Source organism: Staphylococcus sp. EG-SA-2, from assembly GCF_017152085.1.
In genome coordinates this window covers 1-581 of sequence record NZ_JACYHC010000018.1, presented here as the reverse complement: position 1 = coordinate 581, position 581 = coordinate 1, and the positions used below count along the sequence as shown (strand labels likewise).

The 581-nt window shown below is 37.3% G+C and carries 1 protein-coding gene; it reads right to left on the bottom strand.

Translation table 11 applies throughout. The annotated features are described in order from the left end of the window. Positions 1-581 (bottom strand): hyperosmolarity resistance protein Ebh (gene ebh, locus IDG60_RS00115; RefSeq protein WP_206160338.1); only part of this gene is annotated, 581 nt, incomplete at both ends.

Below are 581 nucleotides of genomic sequence, written 5' to 3'. Positions count from 1 at the left end.
ATTGCATTATTGTACTGCGTAATTGTACCTGGCTTTTTACCTTCAGTGCTTACTGGATCATCTAAATGATTTTTAGCTGTGATTAACTCACGTTTATCCGCTTTTGTGAAAATGGACTCTTGTACTTCTTCAGTACTACCATCATTGTAAGTTACTGTCACAGGAATCGTCGTTGTGCTACCACCAGCTAAATTAGTAGGCATTGCTGTGCCATTTTTAATCGTTGCAGTACGTTTATTAGCAACTTGAACTGCATTGTTAATTTCAGCTGCTGTTACATTTGAACCATAATCTTTCACAATTTCAGTTGTGTTGACAGTATGAGCTGCCGGTGCAGTTAATGTACTTGGATTACTACTTACTGAGTGACCTGTACCTGCTTTCGGAGTAATTGTGATTGATGAATTTGGTTTTATAGTATTGGCATTGAACGTCACTTTACCAGTTTGTGCATCTAACGTTACATAGTCAGGCTTATTCGCAATTGTCCATTGATTATTTTGACCACGAACAACATTAATTGTCTTACTATGTTCTGCACCATTACCCACTTTTTCAGTGTAAGCAATATCCATTGCTTG